Below are 18936 nucleotides of genomic sequence, written 5' to 3' on the forward strand. Positions count from 1 at the left end.
ATTTTTAAGATAAACAACTCTATAATTTCTTCCTGCGGGCAAGCATCCGCAAAGCTTTACGCCTGCGATAACGACGTATAAAATGCAAGGCAATAAAATAGGAAACTATCCCCAGAGGAACACCAAGAACAAATCCGCCAAAAATAAGGATTGTCACACCCTGCCAGCCGATTTCCATAAAATCCGAAACCTGCCACTTGGCCGGATCAAACTGAACTTCGATCGGCAGCAGGAATGTGCCGATCTTGAACTGCACATAATAGAAAAGCAGCCAGTTAAACGGATTGGATATCCATGTAGCAATGGCCGCGGCAATCTTGCTGCTGCGGGTAAAGAAAGCCATAACAACAGCAATGACCGTTTGCAGAGGAAGCCCCGGTATAACCGGAAAACATCCTCCGAAAACACCACAGGCGACCCCCATAGCGATGTTATGCGGGGATGCGTTGATACGCATCAATTTTAAATAATATAATTTGAGAAGCCTCTTTAACTTCTCCCATCTGCTGAAATTCCTCTGCATCAACTTCCCTTTGTTGAATTTAGTCCAAAACATCAAAGCTGTGGAACTTCATGGCAAAACCGGCCCTTCCCTGAGTGGCCGATCTCAACTCGGTTGAAAAACCGAACATATTCCGCAACGGAGATAAGGCCTGAACAATCTTCTGCCTATTACGGTCGAGCATATTCTCGATACGCGCGCCCTTAGCTCCCAGCAACCCGATAACATCGCCGACAAATTCTTCAGGGACCGAAATCTCCACATCCATGATCGGCTCCATCAACTTCGGCGAAGATGCCGCCAATGCTGCCTTTAAAGCCTTGCCAGCCGCCATATGGTACCCCGGAACGCTTGATTCACCGTCCCGTTTACGCAGTTCAAGAATACGCACTTTCACGTCCTGAACCGGAAATCCCTTTAAAACACCGCTCTGCAAGGCATCATCGACACCTTCTGCAACCGCATCCATCCACTCGGAAGACCATTCACTCGTATCAATTTCAAATACAACATCCCGACCGGCTCCTCTTTCCTGCGGCTCAACGGAAAGACGCACATAACCGTAATGCTTATCCTCACCAAGGAGCTTATTAAACTCTTCCTCGGCTTCCGCATTGCCGCCGGGAACCTCCTGATAAACAACCTGCGGCTTGCCCGATCTTGGCTCAAGCTTGTACTCCCTGCGCATGCGGTCCAGAACAACCTCGAGGTGAAGTTCTCCCATACCCGAAAGAATAATCTGCCCTGTATCTTCATCTGTCTTTAAAGCGAGAGTAGGATCTTCCTGTAAATATTTATCCAGAACCTCTTCCAGCTTTTCGGATTCATCCACGTTGCGCGGCTCAATAGCCATGGAAATTACCGGCTTGTACATTTCTATCTGTTCCAGCACGAGCGGTATTTCAGAAGAGGAAAGAGTATCTCCGGTACAGGTGTCCTTTAGTCCGGCAGCCCCAACGATATCACCGATACCAGCCATATCAAGACGTTCTTTGCGTCCTGCATGCATCTTGAAAAGACGGGCAACACGCTCATCTTTACCCTGCGTATAATTTCGCACCATATCTCCAGCCTCTATCTTGCCGGAATAAATACGCATAAGCACCATTTTGCGCCCGGAATCCATGACAACCTTAAACGCAAGAGCCTGAAACGGACCATTGGCTGACGGTTCAACTTCCTGAACAACACCGGTCTGCGGGTTTATCCCCGTAACCTTGGGAGCTTCCAACGGACTGGGCAGGTATTTTCCAACCCCGTCCATCAGCGGCTGCACACCCACATTCTTCAATGCCGAACCGGAAAAGACCGGCACCAGCTTAAGTTCAAGAGTAGCTTTGCGGATGACGGCATCAATGTATTCGGGATCGATGTCATCCTCAAGATACCTTTCCATGAATTCATCATCCACCTCGGAAAGGATCTCGCACATACGTTCCCGCCATGGAGCAACAAACTCTTCATCCTGCTCATCCAAATCAAGGACATCAAATTCTTCGCCATTGCTGTCCTGATCAAAGATCAGCTTTTTCATACGAATAAGATCATAAACAGCTGAGAACTCATCTCCGGCACCGTCCGGAATCTGAACAGGAAGACTTTTGATGGAAAGTTTGGCAGCCATCGATTCAAGTACAGCCTCAAAATCTGCACCAAGGCGATCCATTTTGTTTATGAACACGAGCTTGGGAACATGATAAGCCTCACTCTGACGCCAGACAGTTTCCGACTGAGGCTCTACTCCGCCAACGGCGCAAAAAACCCCGACCGCACCATCCAGCACTCGCAAGGAACGCTCTACCTCAATGGTAAAATCCACATGACCCGGCGTATCGATAATATTGACTGTATTCTGTCCCCAGTAACATGTGGTTACTGCTGAAGTAATAGTAATTCCGCGCTCTTGCTCTTCCGGCAAATAATCCATGGTAGCGGTTCCTTCATGAACCTCTCCCAATCTGTGAATTCTTCCTGAAAAATAGAGCATACGTTCGGTAACAGTAGTCTTACCGGCGTCAATATGAGCAATAATTCCTATATTACGTATCTTTCCAATACCTTTTGCAGAGAAATCAGGCTTTGTATTCACAGGTCACCTTCCAGATAAAAGAACTTATTCAGCCACAGTTAGAGCTACAGATTCACGCTTGAAAAAAGAACAGTTGAACCCACTCCAGAGCCAGCAACCTTCCTGCCCGTGGGCCAGAACGATATTAAAATCCATCAGTGCATCACCGACAATTTCAGCAGGGACTACAGCAGCATCAGTACGGACTTCTCCAAGGGAATCCTCATCCACTTCAACAAACTCAACATCAGGATGAACAAAAGTCATAACATCCATATCAGGGGAGTCTTCTTCCTTACAGATTGATATACTGGAAATTTCAGGCGCACGCCAGTAACGTACGCACGGCCCGCACGGCAGCAGAACAAGTCTGGAGCGCATATCAAGAATAGCACCGTCAACACCACTCTGCATAAGATAATCGAGCAGTTCTTCGACCTTATCCTGCGGCAGATGCACTACATCTTCCTGACCGGCAAGCTCAAACCCGGCCAGAACAGCCTGTGAAATTTCAGCCTCTCCGCAATATACAGCCAGAATATTTTTTACCCCGGCAACAAGGGCGGGGACCAAAGCAGCCAGAATCCTGACCGGAGAAACAGACTTGTCATCCAAAAGCAGGACGGTCCATTCTAAAGGAGAAGTAGACACTTCTGTTTCAAAGCCGCCGCGCCAAGTATTTACATTCCATGTCTTGCTTGGAGCTTCAGGTGAATTAATTCCATATACCTGCGCGATGGTCTTTTTCAGCCAAGCGCGCTGGGGCGGCAAAGTAGCTTCATAAGCTTCGCCGAAAATATCGTCATCAATCTGGAAATCCTGCAACCAAAGTGGAAATTCAAACATTTTTGCCTCCGAAACCAACCTTCACTAAATAAAAGCCCGACAGACATAGGTCTATCGGGCTTTGCTTTTAACATGGGATAAAAATTAGAGCCAATCGACCAGCTCTTTCCAGCTTCCCTGAAGACGCTCGCGCTCTTCCTGAGATAGAGTTTTCTGGTATTCGTAATAGGACATTTCCGCTTGCTTCATAGCGTATTTACGCACTTCAGGCAGATCCTTGAAATTCCTGACCACGTAGGCATAACGCTTCCATGCAGAACCGAACTTTGAAGATCGCCAGAAGAAATCCGCAATATAAAGCTCATGGTCTGCCAATGAGCGGCGGCATTTTACAATATATTCCTTGGCAGATTTTGCATACTGGGTATCCGGATATGCTTCTTCAACCCTGTAAAAATATTCAAGAGCCTCCGTGATATTGCTCTGCGGCCTGTCAATTGAGCTAAACAGATTGAAGTTGCTCAAACCGATCTGATAAATGACATAGGGAATCTCATCGTTCCCAGGATGCAGGGCTGCGAATTCCTTATAAGCCTCAGATGCATCGAAATACTTTTTATCAAGGAAATATGCATCTCCAAGACTGATCTCAGCTTTAACTGTATACGGGCTGAAAGGATAACGGTCTTTCAACTTTGAAAAGAACTCAGTAGCATCGTAATATTCTTTATCCTTCATAGCCTCCACACCTGCTTCGAAAAGCTCTTGCGCGGTATCTTCAGGCTTGGGAAGGAAATAGTAGTCAACAAGACCACAGCCGGAGAGGCTGATAATTAAAAAAGAAGCTAAAAAAACAGAAAGAAATTTATTTCGCATTATTTATGTTCCAGATACGCATACGCGGCCGTGGCGGCAGTCGCGCCATCACCTACGGCAGTAACAACCTGCCGGCATTTCTTTGAACGGATGTCGCCCGCAGCGTATATTCCGGGAATACTTGATTCCATTTCGCAGGTTGTTTTTATAAATCCATATTTATCAAGTGCCAGTTCTTTTGGAAAAAAACTGCACACGGCATCAAAACCGACAAAAATAAAAACTCCGTCCACATCAAGGACGGAATACTCTCCGGTAGTTATATTCTTAACTTCAACACCAGAGACTTCGGTATCACCGACAATCTTCGAAACAACAGAATTAAGGACAAGCTCAATCACCGGGTTTGCAAGACATTTATCCTGATAAACCCTGTCCGCCCTGAATTCATCCCTGCGATGCACAAGGTAAAGCTTCTTTACAAGCCTGGAAAGATAGAGGGCTTCCTCAAGCGCTGAATTACCGCCACCAATGACAGCCACAACCTTATCACGATAAAAATGACCGTCACACAGGGCACAAAAAGAAACACCGCGCCCCAGCAGCTTTTCCTCGTTGGGAACCTTTAATTTCCTGAAAGTAACACCAGAGGTAATTATGATTACCTGGGTTTTTACATGATCACCGCTAGCAACTATAACCTCGTGAGACTCTTCACCAGGAATGATCTGCTGCACCTCATCATAGACATGGTCATACTTATAATGCTTAACATGCCTGTCCATTCTGTCGGCCAACTCGTACCCCTTGATTCCCTCAGGGAATCCGGGGAAATTCTCCAGCTCATCGGTCAAGAGCATCTGTCCGCCATGGGACAACTTTTCGACGGCAAGAAAGTTAACTCCTGCCCTCGCGAGATAAAGGGCGGCCGCCATTCCGGCAGGGCCGCCCCCAATTACAACGGCGTCATAAGACTTCATTATTTACAAAGCCTTGCTGCTGATCATTTCCTTAATGCTGCTCTTGGAAACTGCACCAGTGGTCTGGTCTACAACTTCGCCATCCTTGAAAAGGATGAGGGTCGGGATAGCACGGATGCCATACTTTCCGGGAGACGCAGGGTTATCATCTACATTCATCTTGCAGATTTTAATCTGGCCGGAGAATTCTTCAGCAAGCTCGTCAATCACAGGGCCCATTGCACGACAGGGTCCGCACCACGGAGCCCAGAAGTCAACCAGAACAGGCTTATCACTATTGAGAACTTCTTCTTGAAAATTGGAATCGGTAACCTGCAAAGCCATGTTTTTCTCCTTGTTACAGTATTCAGGTAGCTGCGCCTGTGACAGGCACATCAAATTGTCTTCGTCCTGAGTCCACCCCAAGGGTGGAGTTCAATTTTTAAAATTTAATTCCCGTTGCTCCATGTGTCAAGATGAACAGACACAACGGTTTAGAAACTATTAAAATAGATACTACCCACCCTTACGGGCAAAGGCAACACCCGCTTGACTAAATTAACCTTCACAAATCCAATCCGAAGGCACTACCCTGCCACGGGGAATTGCCTCAAGATCAAGATCATGCCTGCATCCGGCACTGGCCATGAGGTACCCTGCATAGGCAATCATAGCCCCATTATCAGTACAAAGATGCATGGAAGGCAAAACCAGCGGTACTGAAAATTTTGCAGCCACACCAGACATAACAGAACGCACAACTGAATTTGCGGCAACCCCGCCTGCGACAATCAGAGATTTTACTCCCTTGTTACGCTCCAGTGCTCGCTCAACCTTGACCTTCAGAGCCCTGCCCACAACATAATTAAAAGAAGCCAGCATATTCTTGCGCTCTTCCGAAACAGCAGGGTCTTCAGCACCTTCATCCGGAATCCCCATGACGTCGAGACGCAAATAGGAATTCTGATTAACATAAGTTGCAACTGCTGTTTTCAAACCGCTAAAGCTGAAATCAAGATTATCGTTATTTATGTACGGAACAGGAAAAAGCTTTTTATTAACAACACCCCGCCTCCCCAGCTCATCAACCAGCTTACCGCCGGGATATGGAAGGTTCAGGGACTTTGCAGTCTTATCAAAAGCTTCCCCGGCGGCATCATCAAGAGTTTTGCCAAGCAGGGTAAATTTCAAAGGACTTTCAATCAGATAAATATGAGTATGCCCGCCGGAAACCAGCAATCCCAAAGATGGAAACTGCAAATCCTGTTCGAGCCCGGCAGCAGTCAAATGCGCCCACAGATGGTTTACACCTATCAATTTCGCCCGGCTGGACAAAACCAGACCTTTGGCAAAGCTTAAGCCCATAAGGAGACATCCCTGCAATCCCGGCCCTCTGGCAACGGAGACCACATCTATGTCATCAATAGTCAGGCTCTGATCCTTCAACAACTCACGCAGAAGCACAGGGAGAACACGCAAATGCTCACGGGAGGCTATTTCCGGTACAACGCCTCCGAAAACAGCATGCACATCAACCTGAGAAGCAAGCTTCTCGGCAACCAGCTTTCCATCCCGAACAAGGGCAAGACCTGTTTCATCGCAAGAACTTTCAATACCAAGACAGAGCATTAACCCTCTTGCTCCTTATAAATATTCCTGATGGTCTCAACTTCGTGTTTTGAACCGATAAACAAAGGAACGCGCTGATGAAGATCATCAGGAACAATATCAAGGATGCGCTGAGTTCCGTCGGTAGCACGCCCTCCGGCCTGCTCAATGAGCATAGCCATGGGAGAAGCTTCACAAAGCAGACGCAACTTACCGCGCGGCTTTGATGGATCACGGTCATCAGCCGGATACATGAAAACTCCACCGTAAATTAAGTTACGATGAAAATCTGCTACAAGAGAGCCTATATAACGGAGGCTGTAGGGTTTACCATGGATATTATCTCTGGACTTAAAATAACCGACTACCTTTTTAGTGGCCTCGGACCAATAAGGCCAGTACCCTTCATTAACGGAATAAATATTACCGGTTTCAGGGATCTTCATGTTCGGGTGTGAGAGAAGGAATTCTCCGACACCGGGGTCCATAGTAAAACCATGAACACCATCACCGGTAGTAAAAACCAGCATGGTGGAAGAACCGTAAAGAATATAACCGGCCGCAACCTGTTCACAACCCGCCTGAAGAACATCAGTGGACTGAACCGGAGTGCCAAGCTTACTCTTACGGCGGAAGATAGAAAAAATTGTTCCGATATTGACGTTTACATCAATATTTGATGAGCCGTCCAGCGGATCAAAGATAATGATATAGTTTCCTTGCGGAAGTCCGTGCGGAATATCAATAATATCCGCATTTTCCTCCGAAGCCATGGCACAGAGAACACCGGAACGGGCCATGCGATGAATCAAAATCCGGTTGGCGTATTCATCAAGCTTTTTTACTTCCTCACCCTGAACATTAACCTCACCCGTAAAGCCCAGAACATCTACAAGTCCAGCCTTGTTCACTTCTCTGGAAATAATTTTTGCCGAGAGGACAAGTTCGTTAAAAAGATGAGTAAACTGCCCGGTAGCTCCGGGAATTTGTTTCTGGTGCAGTAAAAGGTGTTCAGTAACAGTAATCTGCTGGGTCATTTATCCTCCTTCGGAATGTCCCTGCTGCGCGATTTTCAGAAAGAATTAAGCTTTAATACCAGATTTTTCGGATAAGACCTATAAATTTTAGAAAAAGAGTATGCCATCATCCTCATCTTCTTTGGAAACAGCTTTAGTCAGATAGACTATCTGGGTGTCGCCAATATAGCGCGCCAGCCAGACATACCTTACCCCGGCAACCGAAATTACACCCCTGACCTGATTATCAAGAAGCTCATCCCAGTCAATCTTGAGGAGTGCTTCCTTGTCCACATCCTCAGATCCGGTCCAAACACCGCCCCCATCAGGCTGCATAATTATAAGCTTTGTCGGGTCCGGGCAAAAATTCAACAAAATCCGGGGATCAAAATGAACGACAACAAGCCCCTTAAATACTGCATCCTTGAAAAAAGGAGTTGCAAGATACATTTCAGGACCGAACTCGGAATAACTGACAAAAGATTTCAAGGTGATCTCATTCCAATCACCTTCGTACTCAATGAGCGGACCGGGCTTGAAAGGTTTGATCTCCGCCTCAGGCAACTTGACGAGAATACTGGCTTCATCATCAACAGTCAGAACACCGCTGATCCAAGGGAAACGCATGAAAAGAAGCTTAAACCAGTTTTCATCAGGATGATAATCGACAGTGGAAAGAGTCTCACAAAGAGAGAGAATCTTTGCATCAACCGGGGTAAAAAGAAGAGCCAACTTATTGTCGTCAGGATTCTCGATCCCACCGTGCTCAAGATTGATTTCAGGGTTGGGGTCTACTGTCTGCTGTGCATCATGCCAGACTTTACTACCGTATTCACAACCACTTGCACACAGCATAACAGCCATAAAAACAAAAAGTGCGACAGAGCGCACAGAATTTTTAAATTCCATATCTCATACCCGGATTCCGTGCATAATCAGCACGAATCCTTCTGTATATTATTAAGTTATATCTTTAAATAAGACCAAAAATCAGAATAATTCTTATCTGGAAGCCCTTGCCTCAAGCCGCTCGGCAAGAAGTTCAAGGGTACTCATTAATTTACTTTTAGCGTGTTTAAAATAAGGATCCTTGCTCGCGTCATCACCGGCCACATCTTCCATAGGAGCCTGACTGATTCGGCTTGAAATATCAGCCATAAAAGCCATTAGCTCATCCTTATCATCGTCCGAGGCTTTGCAAAGCAGGTCGCGATAAATTTCAAGAGCCCCTTCAAGGTCACCTTGTGAAGCAAGCACTTCTGCCATGGTTTTGGTCTTAAGGCTGTCCATGACAACGGAACTGGTTAAATCTTCACCGGAATCCCCATCAAAATCAACAAGGGCTGCGGCCTCGGATATTTCATCCACCAGCAGAGCGCTTTCTTCCGGATCAGGGCGGACAAAATCCCCAGCAGCTTCATATCTTTCTTTGGAAATAACTGGCTCAGCTTTCTGAACCCGCGCCCCGATATTAGCACCGGTCAGCTGCTTAATACCCTCGGCCATAACATCGGACCATGACATAGGCGAGCCATGAAGAGCGGAGAATAGAAAAGCCATAGCCCCGGCGACATCATCATTGCCCTCAGAAACAGAAGCACCCCACATTTTCCAGAATGAGGGGTAGGAAGAAAAAAGTCTGGTCAGAGGAGCGACAGCAGCCTTTGCTTCAGAATCCCGTTCAAGTTTGGCTAGGGTTTCAACCAGCAACAGGCGGGCTTCAAGGTAATCAGGATGGCGGTCAAGGCCCATCCTGAGAGTGGTTACAGCTTTTTCAAGATTGCCCATTTCAACATAAAGACGTGCCAGAGGAAAAAATACTTTTGAGCTGGGCTCCAGAGCCAGAACTTCCTGATACCACTCAATCTTGCTTTGCATCTGCACCTGCTCCCTGAGTCTTTAGTTCCCCGGATTTGGGGAAAATATATAACACTTCATTGTCCTTAACATAATTCATCCTGCTGCGGATGACTTTCTCCTGATAGGCCCGATCAGTCTTAAGACGTCTGATCTCCCTGCTCAATTCAAGAGTCCGGTTGTCAGCAGCTTCAATCTTCCGCTCAAGCTCCTGAACCTTGTCATCCAGTTCAACATAACCGAAAAATCCCTGCTCGCTCATTCCAAGCCGTATAAGCAGTACGAGATTGATAACAACCAGTAAACCCAGCAAGACTCTACGTCGCAGCATTAATCAAACACCTACTGAAGCCGGGTAAATATTTTTCTGGGTGAATCAACCTGCCCCAGCGGAACTCGAAGTTCATGCAAAAAATTATCAGTGGCGGACTCAATCCTTTCAACTTCGGCTTCGCTCACCCTGATTTTTTCCATTTTGCTCATAAACCCCTTAAGAACTTCAAGTTCTTCAATAAACCTGCTGTTTAAGTCAAGCTTCTCGAGTTCCTGCTCCATCTCAAGAATTGTTTCAAGACAATTATTGAGCCTTAGCACAAGATTCTGTCGGTCATTGCCGTTCATTGATCGTCCCGTCTGTGATATTTACTGATATTTTTATTATTCGCTAGTTAACCAGACTTTATGCAAATTGTACATATAATTAGCGCCGGAAAAGACAGTCAGGAAAACAGCCACGTAGAGAACCCACATTCCCAACTGATGCATATCAATTCCGAAGTAAGAATAATGCAGGAGCAAGGGACCGAGTGCAAAGCTCTGGACAAGGGTCTTAAGTTTTCCGAACTTATCCGCAGCAAGTACCAGCCCCATATCCACAGCAATGGCCCGGAGTCCGGTTACCGCAAGTTCACGGCAGACAATAACAACAGTAATCCAACCGCTTACATATCCCATGTAGCTAAGCATGATAAGGGTAGAACAGATAAGCAATTTGTCAGCCAGCGGGTCAAGAAACTTGCCAAGGTTGGTAACCTGATTGCTGCGGCGGGCAATGTAACCGTCAAAAAAGTCGGTAAGCGATGCCAGAAAAAAGACAAAGGCCGCCAAAAACATGGTCAATTTGTTCGGATAGTAAAGAAGAGCTACAATTAAAGGTACAGCAAGAATGCGTCCAAGAGTCAGGGAATTGGCAAGGTTGAACATAAGGAGTCCCGGGTCGTGAAATTCATTTAGTCAGAGCTGTTGCCCTGAAGCCAGCAAGCCTTCGTGTAATACAGGGGACCGCAAAAAACGGCCCCCTGCAATAACTGCATGATTCTGTGCCGAGGCGCAACGTATGTCAACCCGGCAATGAGATTACGCCCAAAAAAAGGCGTTTTTCTTAGGTATGAGTGCTGGAAGCAACCTCAAAACTACTTTCAGCAGCTTCGGCGATCTCGTCTGCAACCTTGCGGAAAGCAAGCTTGGCCGGGGAATCTTCTTCGAGAAGAACCACAGGCTTACCGAGATCTCCGGCTACAACAGTAGTAGGATCAAGAGGAACCGCGCCAAGGAAAGGCAGGCCGTACTTCTTGGCAAGTTCTTCACCCCCGCCCTTCTTGAAAAGGTCGATATTCTCATGGCAATGAGGACAAACAAGTCCGCTCATGTTTTCAACCACACCCATGATGTTGGCCTTAGCGTACTGCAGGAAGTTGATAGCCTTTCTTACGTCGGCAAGGGAAACTTCCTGAGGGGTGGTAACAACCACAGCAAGGGATTCGGGAATGGTTTTAAGAACGGTCATGGGTTCATCTCCGGTACCCGGAGGGGAATCAACTACGAGAAAGTCAAGCTCGCCCCACTGTACGTCGGAAATGAACTGCCTGATAGCGGATGTCTTCATGGGCCCACGCCAGAGGACAGCCTGATCCGGATCCTTGAGCAGGGATTCCATGGAAACAACGTGCAAGTTGTCATTTACCCTTTTGGGAACAACAAGGTTGCCGCGTTCAACATCCAGCTGTCCGGTAATACCAAGCAGGTGAGGAACACTGGGACCGTGAATGTCAACATCAAGGATACCGACCTTAAAACCTTTGTCGGCAAGAGCTGCAGCAATGTTGACCGCCACAGAACTTTTACCAACACCGCCTTTGCCGCTCATTACAAAAATTTTGTATTTGATTTTCTGCAGAGTTGAAGAAATCAACTCATTCTGCAGAGCATGGGCAGCACTCGCTTTCTTGTCCCCGCCCTTCTGGGGAGCAGAAGAACAGGAACTACATGATGAACTCATATCTATGCCTTTGTTGTATATTAAAAACTCGGGGAACCCTCTCCCCGGTCAACTTCAGCTGTCCTTGGCTGAAGATACCCATTCCAAGATAATCACTGCTGCGAATCCGGCAACCATCAGCAGCACAGCACTCGCAAATTCCCCGTCGTAAGCCGGAGGCAAAATATTCGCCTCGCTCAAAACATGAGTTTTACCCCGAATCACCACAGAATCGAGAACCTCTTTCCAAGGCCAAATTTTGCGCATGGCCCCGGCCATAAATCCGGTCAGCAGGCTCACGGTCAAAGCGTGATGTTTTTCCAGCAGAAAATGCAGGACACGGGAAAAAAGGGAAATACCGAAAGCGCAACCGCAGACAAAAGCCAGCAAAATGGCCCCGTTTTCAAGGGTTGTGGGATTGCGGATGGCTCCGGTGATAAATTCGTATTTACCCAGCAGCAAAAGAATAAACGCTCCGCTGATGCCGGGCAGAATCATGGCACAAATGGAAATAGAAGCACAAAGAAAAACAAACCAGAGAGTATTGGGGGTGGTTACGGGAATCAGCCCCACCAGAAAATAACTGAAGACAGCGCCAACAATGCCGGAGAGGACATTCTTAGTTGAAAACTCCCCGACCCTTCTGCCTACAACCAGAATGGACGCAGCAATGAGACCGAAAAACAAAGACCAGACCTGTACAGGATGTGTTCCAAGTAAGGTATGTATGACACGGGCCATGGAAACCATAGCCACTACGATTCCGAACAGGAGAGGAATCAAAAATTTAAGATGTGCCTCGGCTATCGCACCGGTCAGGTCGAATTTAAACAGGCTCTTGATAAATTTACCATTAAAAGAACGGATGGAATCAATGAGGTTGTCATAAATTCCGGTAATGAAAGCCATGGTCCCACCCGAAACACCGGGTATAATATCGGCCACTCCCATACAAATCCCCTTAAGGATAAGTACAAGGTAATCACGTGCTGATTCCGGTCCCGGACCATTCTTCCAAGCTTGGATAAAATTCATTCTGCCCTACCAGCCCTGTTTACCAACCAGATCGACAAAGGCACAGCCGCCCATATCCGTGGTTTCGATTTTTCCGTCTGTTTTAGTAACCAGCATGAGCCTTTGCACTCGCCTCTGCCCACCAACAGGAATGACCAGTATTCCGGGATCAGCAAGTTGATCTATAAGATATTGCGGTATTTCAGGTCCTCCGGCAGTGACAATTATACGGTCATAAGGAGCGTTATCCGGCCAGCCCATTGTCCCGTCATCCAGTTTCAACTGAATGTTGAAATATCTCATATCGAAAAGAAGTTTGCGCGCTGAAATAAAGAGCTTGCGAATCCTTTCTACAGAAAAAACCTCCGCCCCCATCTCTGCAAGCACGGCAGCCTGATAGCCGGACCCGGTTCCGATTTCCAGAACCTTATGCCCCGGCTCAATCTTCAACAACTCAGACATGACAGCAACAATATATGGTTGAGAGATAGTCTGCCCTTCTCCGATAGGCAGGGCGCTGTCAGAATAGGCACGTGAAGCAAGGGCGTCCTGAACAAACATGTGTCTAGGAACTCTACGCATGGCATCAAGAACATTGTTATCCGCAACACCGCGGGCTGCAATCTGTTCTTCAACCATTTTTAACCTGGAACGCTTTGGGTCTATACGCACTTATCCCCCGTCAGCCGGAAACCGATCTCGGCAAGGCCTGAAAATTTATTTTTAACTATGAATTCCCGAACAAATAATACAGCCGGATTAATTCATTGTTTGCAGTTGAAAATCAGATTTTAGCGGTCAAGTCAACCTGAATAGCATTAATTGGCATTTAAAGCTGATTTTTCCACATACATCTTGACACAAAAGCGACATAAAGAGAGATTAAAGTAAGGCTAAAAGGAGGAACACATGCTGAAAGTCAACGATCTTATGACCACGGAACTTTTCACCCTAAGTGAATCTGACAATTTAAAAATGGCCAGGTCACTTATGGACCTGCAGCGCATCAGACATATCCCCATCGTAAATGCTGACCGGGAATTTATAGGACTTGTGACCCATCGCGACATCCTGCGGGCCACAATCTCCCAACTGGCCGACATTGACCCTGCCACACAAGGGGAAATTGATTCAGGAATCCCTGTCGGGGAAATAATGCGTACAGACATTAAAACCATTACAGAAAATACTTCTCTGAAAGAAGCTGCAACACTCCTTTTGGATCACAAGTACGGCTGTTTTCCGGTAGTTAATGAAAAAAACGGATTAATCGGGATTCTGACTGAAGCAGACTTCCTCAAGCTGACCATAAGCCTGATGGAAGCACTTGAACAAAACGACGATTAAACCTCCCTCCTCCTGAAACTTCAGTACGACTTTCCGCGCTGAAGTTTCGAATAGAATCAATAAAAACGGGATTGAGCACTACGCTCAATCCCGTTTATTTTATAATTCCCTGTCCAGCAACAGATGCGAAAAATATCCGGTCACAAAAGCCACATAATACGGCAGCAAGGTCGGAAACGGCTGTCCGTAGACATAATACGGCAAAATCAGCATGGGTATAGGCACCATTAGCATGGCCCACCATGTATGAGTCCACCCGCGATGCGCACTGATACCGGGCAACATTGCCAGAATTCCTAAATATGCCGCCCATTGAAACTGGTCAAAATAGATCAAAGTAAGCGACAAAAGCAGCATACCTGAATAGTAGATTCTCTTCCCCTTTGAATCTGTATCAATATCAGGGAAAAGCGCACCCAACACACACAGAACAAACAAAACAACAACCTGCTGCGGATCAATCACATATAGACCGATATTAGCCAATCCCAGAAGAACCAGCGCCCCGGCCACGATAGAACCGCTTACATGAACCTTATATCCCGGCATCTACTAACCACTTATTTTTAAAAGACATAAACTTAAAACAGAACCTAAACTTTCTGTTTATGCGTATATGAAATTACGCAGTTATTGTCCATCCGCAAAAAAAAGAGTGCCTCCCCTAAGGAAAGGCACTCTGTAAAGCATATGCGTGGAAGCCTACATGGATTCGTTGGCGTCAAGTTCCTCGATCTGTTTGTCGATTTCTTTCTGCAGCTTTGCAGGCAGGCCCATAATATCAACGTTCAGGAAGCCGCGTACGATGGTTGAGGTTGCCTCGTCCTCATCCATTCCACGAGCCATGAGGTATTCAATCTCTTCCTGCGCAATCTTACCGACTGCGGCCTCGTGGGAAAGTTCAACACCTTCAACAGTACCTTCCAATTCAGGAACGGCATGGATGCGTCCACCGCCAAGGATAAGCCCCTGACACTCAATGTGGCCGCGAGCGGGAACATGGTTACCCTGAATATGACCACGGGAGATAATGGTACCGCCAGTGGTGATAGTACGGGAAATGGTTTCCGCTTTAGTGTTGGGTGCATTCTGGATAATGCGGGTTCCGGTATCGATATGGGAACCTTCAGGTGCAACCAGAACGGAATTGAAACGGGCAACCGCGCCTTCACCGTTAAGGTAGATGGTCGGGTAGGACTGAAGATCCTTAACCCGCTTCATGAGCACATAGTTGTTGATGAGAGATCCGCCCTCTTCGACAACTCCCACGGTGCGGGGACGTACGACGGTATTTTCACCCCAGTTATGAACCATGGTAAAAGTGAGCTTACCGCCCTTTTTAACGTAAAATTCGGAAAGGCCGAAATGTCCGCCGGAGAATTTATCGTGAGCGGCAGCACAACCGGTGATGATATGCAGTTCGGAATCTTCCTCTACAACCACGATGTTATGGATGTTCTGGCCGGAATTTTCAGCCTTGAGGAACAGGCAGGACTGAACAGGCTTTTCAATCTTCGCGCCTTTTTTGGTACGGACAAAGTAACCGCCGTGCAGATTGTCTGCAGCGTTGCGAGTGAACTCGTCCTTATCTTTATCAATGAGTTTGAAGAAGTATTCAGGCAGGCCATCATATTTTTCAAGAGCTTTCTTGATATCCATGACTTCAACATCTTTATCGTTGCTGCCGCAGTGAACGTTGGAGTGGTCGACCTGCATAAAGGTCGCGCTGACGTCTTTGGCATCAACGTCAACACCTGCCATGATCAACTGCTCTTTTTCTTCAGCTTCAATTGAAGAAAGATCTTCAATTACTGCGTGTTCCAGACCATCAAATTTATAATCTTTCAGATCAATTTTCTTCATGATATTTCTCCGTGGATTTAAACTGCTAGTTCAAGCATTTCACGCATTCTTTGTATCCGTACTTACGGATGTGCTCCAGAATGTCGCGAGGTCTGGCTTCACAGCAGAGGTGTCCGTTAAAAAGGACCTGTCCACGGTCAGCATTGATGTAATCCAAAATGTGTCCGGTATGGGTAATGATCAGGCCGCAGGTATCGGTACCTTTTTTCATTTTCTGCTCTTTCATGCTCAGATCAAGACAGGGCTTGATTTCACCATCGAGCAGAGTGCGAACCATTTTACCGATCAGGTGCATATTTTCGAGGTCAACGCCTGATTCAGGCTCATCGAAAAGCAACAGGCCCGGATTCTGCGCCATAAGCTGAAGAAGTTCGGAACGCTTGATTTCACCGCCGGAAAAACCGGAGTTGATATCGCGGTCAAGAAAATTGGTCATATTGACACGCTCGGCAAGCATCTCGACATCCACATCGGAGCCATTACCGCACATTTTTACCAGATGGCGGGTTTTCAGGCCATGGATGGTCGGAGGACGCTGGAAGGACATACCGATACCAAGACGGGCACGCTCATAAATGGGGGCGTAGGTGATATCTTCACCTTTGAAAGTAATCTTGCCCTTGGTAACATTATAGTTGCTGAAACCCATCAGGGTCATAAGCAGGGAAGTCTTACCGGAACCGTTGGGACCGAAAAGAATGAAAGTCTCACCTTCTTGTATATGCAGGTTGAGGCCTTTAATGACCTCCTTGTCGCCGATACTGACGTGCAAGTCTTCTATCTTAAGCATTGAAATTCCTCACTTTATAAGCGAATAGCCAAAAATGGAGTTATTTAGTCGAATTAAGTACGCCTTGAAGAGCTAATAAAATTCACTTTTCAAGTCCAGAATAAATAATGATTAATTTCACAATATCCTGATTTGCTATTAACGCGCACGACATGAAAAATGGTGACGACTCTGAAAAAGTCAAGGTAGAAAATACTAAAACTCAAATTTCCTGAACACAAAGATTTACTTCACATCGGATAATGACTAACTTGGTAGCTCATTTTTTCAGGAGATATTTTTTATGGCTAAAAAGAAAATGAGTTCCCTTTCTGATCTGAAGGGTTTGAAATTCAAAAAAGATAAAAAAGAAGAACATGTACCGAAGGCGGTTAAAAAAGCACTTGAAGCTGTGAAGAAGAAGCCCGCCCCAGTGAAACCGGAAGAAAAGGAAATCGAAGTGGATGATGATCAGGCATTCATGGATGCCATGGCAGGTGTAGAACGCATGGATCGTTCCACCGTTGCACCCAAAAAGCCAAAACCGGCCCCGGCCCCCAAACTGTCAGATGAAGATGAAGGCAAAGAATATTTAAGCAGCCTTGTTACCGGTAAAATTGAATTTGAGCTGGAATATTCTGACGAATTTATGTTCGGCTATGTTCGTGGAACCGACTCCAAAGTTTTCCAGAAGCTGAAACAGGGAGCTTTCAGCTACGAATCCCACATTGACCTGCACGGCATGAACTCCGAACAGGCTTTCGACAATCTGATCTTTTTCATCCGTGAATCATTTCTGCAGGGCAAGCGATGCGTGCTGGCTGTTACCGGACGGGGTAAAAACTCCCCCGGAGGTCATTCTGTACTCAAACGTGAAATTCAGGAATGGCTGACCCGTGATCCATTCAGGCGCGTGATTCTCGCCTTTTGTACCGCCCAGCCCAAGGATGGCGGTGCCGGAGCAATATACATCCTTTTGCGCAAACAGAAAAAAGTTCAGGGCAAGGTTAAATGGGACAAAGGCATCAACTGGGGAAAAGACATTTAAATGGAAATTTTTGATAATCCTGATCGCATAAAACTGGCCTTTGGAATCCCCTTTTTCAATATGGATTTCAATGAGCTGATGCTTACCGTGGGAGATAGAGCCGGCGCAAAAGAAAAGACCATGATCTTTGCGCCCTCATTCCCATGGTTGCTGGATTATGCAAAATATCCACACATCTGCCCATTCTACGCTGATTTCATTCTCCCGACGGATTCAGAAATCATCAGCTTAGCCCAAAAAGCTGAAATAAAACTGAAGATGCCCTTGGAGTATTTTGAATTCCCGGAACAGATTGCCCGCATCTGCGCCCATTACGGATATAGTCTGCTCCATGTTTCAGAAAGTGCACTGAAAACTGATATTCTCGTCCGCGACGGTTACGTCCCGCTGTCTTGGGACCTGTTCACCCATTTCAAAACAACAGGTGATCTGGACGAAATAGATATCCAATCAATTGTAGGCAGCGCCAACAACCTGCATCCCGACATCGTGCTGATCTCTGCCCCACCGGAATCCATCAGCAGCTGTATCCCGAAAATTTATAAACAGTTGCCTGATTGCGTACTCATCTGCATACCGCAAGATGTGGACAAGAATAAGATAGCGGACAAGTTAGACAACATTATTATTCCGCAACTGCTTCTACGCGATGAAATCAACTATCTGGAAGAAATCAAACGCACAGCGTCCTTGTCTTTGCCTTCTTCAGTCAGCTTCGATGAAACCAGCATTCCGCCAAGTATTACTATTTCAGGAACTCTTGATGCAGGAACTGCTACAGATTTAATCCGCACCGGAAATCGTATGTTAAAACGCAATTTCGCTCCAAAATTGGATTTATCCAAAACTGATGCGGCTTCAATCAAGGGGATGGAGGCTCTCTGCTTTCTAAGCAGGAAATTTCGTGAAGCAGGAAAAGATATCACAATAGGCGAAATCTCCAACAACCTGCAAAACAACCTGCACCGATCCGGGGCCATGACATGCTTTACCGCTTATCCCGGAATATATGATGAACTGTAATAA

Annotated in this window: 22 protein-coding genes; 3 read left to right on the plus strand and 19 right to left on the minus strand. The window is 46.4% G+C overall.

All coding sequences use genetic code 11. The features are described from left to right. Positions 1-19 precede the first annotated feature (19 nt). The 16 genes from ACKU40_RS06550 to ACKU40_RS06625 all read right to left on the minus strand — a co-directional run bounded on the left by ACKU40_RS06550 (position 20) and on the right by ACKU40_RS06625 (position 13555). On the minus strand, positions 20-523 hold the full coding sequence (locus ACKU40_RS06550; RefSeq protein ID WP_320175712.1) for a DUF2062 domain-containing protein: 504 nt from the start codon (positions 521-523) through the stop codon (positions 20-22). A gap of 19 nt (positions 524-542) precedes the next feature. Next, positions 543-2591, minus strand: a complete 2049-nt coding sequence (fusA, locus tag ACKU40_RS06555; protein WP_320175713.1) for an elongation factor G — start codon at positions 2589-2591, stop codon at positions 543-545. A gap of 24 nt (positions 2592-2615) precedes the next feature. Then, entirely contained in the window at positions 2616-3416 is an 801-nt protein-coding gene (locus ACKU40_RS06560) for a hypothetical protein (protein WP_320175714.1), read from the minus strand. Between the two features lie 84 nt (positions 3417-3500). After that, a complete protein-coding gene (locus ACKU40_RS06565; protein WP_320175715.1) occupies positions 3501-4232 on the minus strand; it encodes an outer membrane protein assembly factor BamD in 732 nt (243 codons plus the stop codon). Then, positions 4232-5152, minus strand: coding sequence for a thioredoxin-disulfide reductase (gene trxB / locus ACKU40_RS06570; protein WP_320175716.1), 921 nt, complete (start codon positions 5150-5152; stop codon positions 4232-4234). Before trxB ends, ACKU40_RS06565 begins: the two co-directional genes overlap by 1 nt. Positions 5153-5155: 3 nt before the next feature. Then, on the minus strand, positions 5156-5476 hold the full coding sequence (gene trxA, locus ACKU40_RS06575; RefSeq protein ID WP_015851695.1) for a thioredoxin: 321 nt from the start codon (positions 5474-5476) through the stop codon (positions 5156-5158). Positions 5477-5689: 213 nt separating this feature from the next. Further along, positions 5690-6760 carry a tRNA (adenosine(37)-N6)-threonylcarbamoyltransferase complex transferase subunit TsaD gene (tsaD, locus tag ACKU40_RS06580; protein ID WP_320175717.1) on the minus strand — a complete coding sequence of 357 codons (1071 nt, stop codon included), beginning with the start codon at positions 6758-6760 and terminating at the stop codon, positions 5690-5692. Then, positions 6760-7776, minus strand: a complete 1017-nt coding sequence (gene fbp / locus ACKU40_RS06585; protein ID WP_320175718.1) for a class 1 fructose-bisphosphatase — start codon at positions 7774-7776, stop codon at positions 6760-6762. Before fbp ends, tsaD begins: the two co-directional genes overlap by 1 nt. An 87-nt stretch (positions 7777-7863) precedes the next feature. Further along, positions 7864-8664, minus strand: coding sequence for a hypothetical protein (locus ACKU40_RS06590; protein ID WP_320175719.1), 801 nt, complete (start codon positions 8662-8664; stop codon positions 7864-7866). A gap of 93 nt (positions 8665-8757) precedes the next feature. Further along, the gene (locus ACKU40_RS06595) at positions 8758-9633 is read right to left on the minus strand and encodes a tetratricopeptide repeat protein (RefSeq protein ID WP_320175720.1); all 876 of its coding nucleotides are present in this window, start codon (positions 9631-9633) and stop codon (positions 8758-8760) included. Continuing rightward, entirely contained in the window at positions 9617-9943 is a 327-nt protein-coding gene (locus ACKU40_RS06600; RefSeq protein WP_320175721.1) for a septum formation initiator family protein, read from the minus strand. The genes ACKU40_RS06595 and ACKU40_RS06600 overlap by 17 nt, the downstream gene beginning before the upstream one ends. An 11-nt stretch (positions 9944-9954) precedes the next feature. Further along, entirely contained in the window at positions 9955-10233 is a 279-nt protein-coding gene (locus ACKU40_RS06605; RefSeq protein WP_320175722.1) for a hypothetical protein, read from the minus strand. Between the two features lie 36 nt (positions 10234-10269). Continuing rightward, complete coding sequence (pgsA, locus tag ACKU40_RS06610) at positions 10270-10815, minus strand: CDP-diacylglycerol--glycerol-3-phosphate 3-phosphatidyltransferase (protein WP_320175723.1); 546 nt, start codon at positions 10813-10815, stop codon at positions 10270-10272. A 178-nt stretch (positions 10816-10993) separates the two neighbouring features. Next, positions 10994-11890 (minus strand): Mrp/NBP35 family ATP-binding protein, encoded by an 897-nt coding sequence (locus ACKU40_RS06615; protein ID WP_320175724.1) that lies wholly within the window; start codon positions 11888-11890, stop codon positions 10994-10996. A gap of 54 nt (positions 11891-11944) precedes the next feature. After that, entirely contained in the window at positions 11945-12904 is a 960-nt protein-coding gene (locus tag ACKU40_RS06620; protein ID WP_320175725.1) for a DUF368 domain-containing protein, read from the minus strand. A 6-nt stretch (positions 12905-12910) separates the two neighbouring features. Continuing rightward, positions 12911-13555, minus strand: a complete 645-nt coding sequence (locus tag ACKU40_RS06625) for a protein-L-isoaspartate(D-aspartate) O-methyltransferase (protein WP_320175726.1) — start codon at positions 13553-13555, stop codon at positions 12911-12913. Between the two features lie 237 nt (positions 13556-13792). Between ACKU40_RS06625 and ACKU40_RS06630 the strand changes: the two genes are divergently transcribed. Then, positions 13793-14230 carry a CBS domain-containing protein gene (locus tag ACKU40_RS06630; RefSeq protein ID WP_320175727.1) on the plus strand — a complete coding sequence of 146 codons (438 nt, stop codon included), beginning with the start codon at positions 13793-13795 and terminating at the stop codon, positions 14228-14230. A gap of 99 nt (positions 14231-14329) precedes the next feature. Here ACKU40_RS06630 and ACKU40_RS06635 read toward each other — a convergent pair whose 3' ends face one another. The 3 genes from ACKU40_RS06635 to ACKU40_RS06645 all read right to left on the minus strand — a co-directional run bounded on the left by ACKU40_RS06635 (position 14330) and on the right by ACKU40_RS06645 (position 16883). Continuing rightward, complete coding sequence (locus ACKU40_RS06635) at positions 14330-14779, minus strand: metal-dependent hydrolase (RefSeq protein WP_320175728.1); 450 nt, start codon at positions 14777-14779, stop codon at positions 14330-14332. A 153-nt stretch (positions 14780-14932) separates the two neighbouring features. Then, a complete protein-coding gene (locus tag ACKU40_RS06640) occupies positions 14933-16093 on the minus strand; it encodes a SufD family Fe-S cluster assembly protein (RefSeq protein ID WP_320175729.1) in 1161 nt (386 codons plus the stop codon). A gap of 25 nt (positions 16094-16118) precedes the next feature. Beyond that, entirely contained in the window at positions 16119-16883 is a 765-nt protein-coding gene (locus ACKU40_RS06645; RefSeq protein WP_320175730.1) for an ABC transporter ATP-binding protein, read from the minus strand. A gap of 283 nt (positions 16884-17166) precedes the next feature. Here ACKU40_RS06645 and ACKU40_RS06650 point away from each other — a divergent pair, with 283 nt between their 5' ends. Together ACKU40_RS06650 and ACKU40_RS06655 are read left to right on the plus strand one after the other, a co-directional pair. Further along, the gene (locus tag ACKU40_RS06650) at positions 17167-17910 is read left to right on the plus strand and encodes a Smr/MutS family protein (protein WP_320175731.1); all 744 of its coding nucleotides are present in this window, start codon (positions 17167-17169) and stop codon (positions 17908-17910) included. Continuing rightward, entirely contained in the window at positions 17911-18933 is a 1023-nt protein-coding gene (locus ACKU40_RS06655; RefSeq protein WP_320175732.1) for an anti-sigma factor antagonist, read from the plus strand. Positions 18934-18936 lie beyond the last annotated feature (3 nt).

Source organism: Maridesulfovibrio sp. (genome assembly GCF_963666665.1).
Classification (GTDB): Bacteria; Desulfobacterota; Desulfovibrionia; order Desulfovibrionales; family Desulfovibrionaceae; genus Maridesulfovibrio.